This is a genomic window from Polaromonas sp. AET17H-212, from assembly GCF_002379085.1.
Taxonomy (GTDB): Bacteria; Pseudomonadota; Gammaproteobacteria; order Burkholderiales; family Burkholderiaceae_C; genus Polaromonas.
This window is the reverse complement of record NZ_NBZW01000063.1, coordinates 1-1,682: the sequence shown is the minus strand read 5'-3', so window position 1 is coordinate 1,682 and position 1,682 is coordinate 1. Positions and strand designations below refer to the sequence as shown.

Sequence of the window (1,682 nt, the reverse complement as noted above, 5' to 3'; positions counted from 1 at the left end):
TTGGTCAGTACGGCGACGCGAAGCGGGGTGGAGTCCGCAGCGCCTCCTTCAACCAGCTTCAGCGCCGTGCTGAGCCCTGCCAGGCCGCTGCCAACAATCAGCACATCAAACGTGTTTGGTGAGGTCTCGGACGGCGTGCTGCCGCCCGAGAGCGGTACGCGTTCGGCGTGGGGTGTGACGGGAAGATGTTTCATGAGAAGCCGCATGGCTTTGCGCGGTGAGCTCGTGCGGCCCCAGCAGCTGTTCTGTGACAGGAGCGGCCTGAAGTCTTGTGCGCTGCCAAATCGTCAATTATGTCAGCCTGATTTGCCCGGCTTTTCGCAACTGCCATTGTCGAATGGACAAGAGGGCCGGCCCCGGCGCGGATGTGTGGGTGATATCACACGACACGGTCAAAGCCAACACGCGAAGAACAGCCATATCGCGATTTTTATGCCTCAGCAATGATTGAAGGTCACCGGTATCACTCCTGGTTTCCCCCTGCTTTTAAAACTAACAGGGTAAGGCCTTCGTGGGTCAGGTTGGATGGAAATCTGTGTTCTAACCGGGTCAAATTTCGATGGTATTCACACGTCATCGTCATTTCTATTCAATTATTGGGATGGCGGCACCAACGCGCTGCGCGCGATCTCTTTGGCCAAAACAAAACCAGGCTCCCATGCCGAGCTTAATTGAGCGTGCATCTGCGCTGAAACGCGGGGATCATTGCGGCACAAGGCGAGAGCCTGCGCCATGCCTTGGGCAATGCGCTCGATGACCGCTCTGGGGTTTGAGACTCCGCAGATGCGCCGGCCGAAGTCCAGCAAATCGCCAGGGGACGGGTAGACTCTCGACCCCTTGGGCCCAGCAAAAAGCTTGAGTGCCATGGTGTGGTCCTCCAGCTCGGGGCCCCCGTCGTAGCGCTGGTACTTATAGATCGAGGTGGTCACCACATCGAACATCGGTGAGAGGCGTATGTCAGCCGTGTTGCTGTACAAGACGCCGAAATTCTTAAGATGCCCATCTCCGTTGCGCACCATCACCGTGAAGGCAACTTGTTCGTAGAACCGCGCGAGCTCAGCGTCAGGCAGATTGATCACCTTCAATGCAGAGGCGACGTTCTCATAGCTGCCGCGGTACTTGCGATCTGAAAGCGTGTCGCGAACTCGCTGGCCCATGAGCGAAGCCGCATCTTCAAATCCAAAGCGTGAGCCATCCGGAGCAATGTCGAATCGCTCGATGACCAGCAGCGAGCCGTCGTTCGAGAGGTCGAACTGCGCCACGTCGATGCCGGCCTCTCGGGCAGCAGTCAGGCATAGGAATTCGTTGGCCGACAGCCCAGGGTAGCGATCGGCCGCCATTTTCACGATCAGGGTTGGTACTGGAATCGTTGCGCGGTCCGGCACCATGATTTTTGGCTGGATCCCTGAGATACCTGCGCCGGTAGACAGGTACGCCCGCATCAGATCCTGGAAGAGAGCCGGGCCGTTTCCGCTGGCCAGCAAGTCTGCCTTGTTGACCACCGCGGAATGCGTGGGCGTTTTCTCATCAGGCAGTCGGTAGCCCAGCCGACCGATACCGTTGTTGCCCATGAGGGCAAGCAGGTGCATAGGGGTGATCGTCTGCTTTGGGAAGAACTCGCGGATCTGCATGAACAAGTACCCCTCGGGCAGGTTCATATCCATGGCCGGGAACAATGCGCC

General features: G+C 58.2%; 2 protein-coding genes. Both read right to left on the bottom strand.

What is annotated here, in order from left to right; all coding sequences use genetic code 11:
- Positions 1-194 (bottom strand): FAD-binding protein (locus tag B7G53_RS22690; RefSeq protein WP_176491457.1); only part of this gene is annotated, 194 nt, incomplete at its 3' end.
- Positions 195-593: 399 nt separating this feature from the next.
- Positions 594-1,682: type II toxin-antitoxin system HipA family toxin (locus tag B7G53_RS22220; protein WP_141396440.1), on the bottom strand; the 1,089-nt coding region annotated here is incomplete at its 5' end.